General features: G+C 64.6%; 1 protein-coding gene. It reads right to left on the reverse strand.

The genetic code is table 11. The annotated features are described in order from the left end of the window. A partial coding sequence (locus G6N73_RS35425; protein ID WP_246252831.1) for a recombinase family protein occupies positions 1 to 1,659 on the reverse strand: 1,659 nt, incomplete at its 3' end. Between the last annotated feature and the right edge of the window lie 389 nt (positions 1,660 to 2,048).

Raw genomic sequence — 2,048 nt, forward strand, 5'->3', positions numbered from 1 at the left:
AACCGCTGTACAATGTTGCCTGGAAAGGGTCATTTCGCTTGGTGATTTTGGGCCGGCGGGGCCATCGAGCGGGGGAACCCGGAAGATGATCTCGATGTGCGCGTCGTCGATTTCGACCCGGCGAACCACAGTGCGGATGATCTGCTGCATGCCGGTCCGATCAAGGCCGGCAAGCCCCGCTGTCACCTTGGCGGAGAAGTCTTCCAGACGACTGATGAGGAGTGAGAGTTCGCGTTCGTTCTCAGCCACTTCGACCGCCGCCTGGTGTCGCTCCTGAAGCTGGGAAAGGCGTTGTTTCAGGCCAGCGATCCGCGGTTCGAATTCCGCCTTGTCGATGACGCCCTCGGCGTAGCTGTCGATCAGCCGGCCGATGCCGCGACGCAAGCTGGCTATCTGTCGCTCCAGGCGGACGATCTCATCCGGCTCGCGGGTTTCGTCGCGAACTTGGACGAGGCGGCGGCGGTATTCGTCGGCCACGCGGCGCGGGTCCTTCAGGAGGCTTTTCACTTGATCCCACACCGCTTCTTCCAGGTGATCGCCGCGCACCGCCGAGTTGTCGCACACGGAGCGGCCGCTGAAGCGATAGCCATCCGCGCCGATACAACGATAGTAGCGCAGCGTATTCGCCGGGTCGTACTTGCGGGAACGAGGGGCGCGCTTGCCATAGTAGGCGTAGCCGCAACGCCGACAGACCGTGAGGCCCTGCAGCAGCCAATCCGCACTCGGCATGCGTTGGCGCTTGCGCTTCCGGTTCTCCTCAAGCTGTGCACGGGCCGCCTCGAATACGGTCGGATCGACGAGTGGGGGAACAGGGATCTCGACCCACTCTTCTGGAGGAACGGGAACGCGGCAAGTGGCCCGCGGCGAGGGCTGCGGATGGCCGCGGATCGGCCGCAACCGCGGTCGAGGTGGCAAGTAGCGGGCCCGGCCGAAAGCGGCGTGTCCGACATAGGCCGGATTGGCGAGCATGCCGCGGATCGTGGAGGCATACCAATGCGTGGCTCCTGTCCGCGTCGGGCAGCCGATCTGCTCGAGCCGCCGGCACACCTCCCGCAGGCTCATGCGATCCAGGCCGACCCATGCAAAGATCAGACGAACAATGTGCGCCTCCGCCTCCACCACCTCGAAGCGTGCCACGCCGCCGCCTTGCTCCCGGCCCACATAGCGGTAGCCGAAGGGGGCGCCCGTCAGAGCGCTGACGGAGCCGGAGCGTGCCGCGTGGCGGCGACCACGACGGCTCCGCTCGAGGATCTTGGCCCGCTCATATTCGGCGATCACGCCCTGAACCTGGAGCAGCAGATCATCTTCAGCGGTGCCGCCGATGGGGCGGTTCAGGAACACGATCTCCACACCGGAACGACGGAACTCGTCCATCAGCAGCGCCTGATGAGCGTAGCGGCGGGCGAGCCTATCGGGAGCATGGACGTAGAGACGCTCGACGTGGCCACTGGCAACCGCATCCCTCAGCCGCTCCAACGCCGGGCGAAGCAGGATCGAACCGCTGTAACCGTCATCCTGATAGCTGTAATCTGGCTCAAGCACGAAACCATCGGCGGCAATGCGTTCGTGCAACGCAGTGACCTGACTGGCAATCGTGTTGTCGCGCGTCTGGGCCTCGCTCGACACCCGCGCATAAAGTGCACATCGCGCCTCGGTCATTGCTCACCTCCCGATCTCGCTGTCACGCCCGTCACCTTCGATGACAGGCCCGTGCGACGTGCTGGCCGCTGGCTCGTGCGCCGGATGGTCGGCACAAGCCGAGCATAGGCCTCGAGCAGATGTTGGGGGCCGGTTCTTGTCGCTTCGAACGACACGTGCACGCGCAGCACAGGGCGATCCATGCGCCGGACCATGTGCGCCTCCATAGGCCGGCTCACAGCCGGGCCGTCGATGGCGCATTAAATCCTGTGGTGGCCCTGATTCGCCCGCGACAAATCGACTCGCATCCCGACCACGACAGGTCTCAACATGCTGCCGCCTATGCCTTGGACGCTCGACGCATACCGACCACTCAAAGCCACATTTGGCAACATTGTACGGGGGTCTGT

The organism is Allomesorhizobium camelthorni (assembly GCF_011045125.1).
Lineage (GTDB): Bacteria > Pseudomonadota > Alphaproteobacteria > Rhizobiales > Rhizobiaceae > Allomesorhizobium > Allomesorhizobium camelthorni.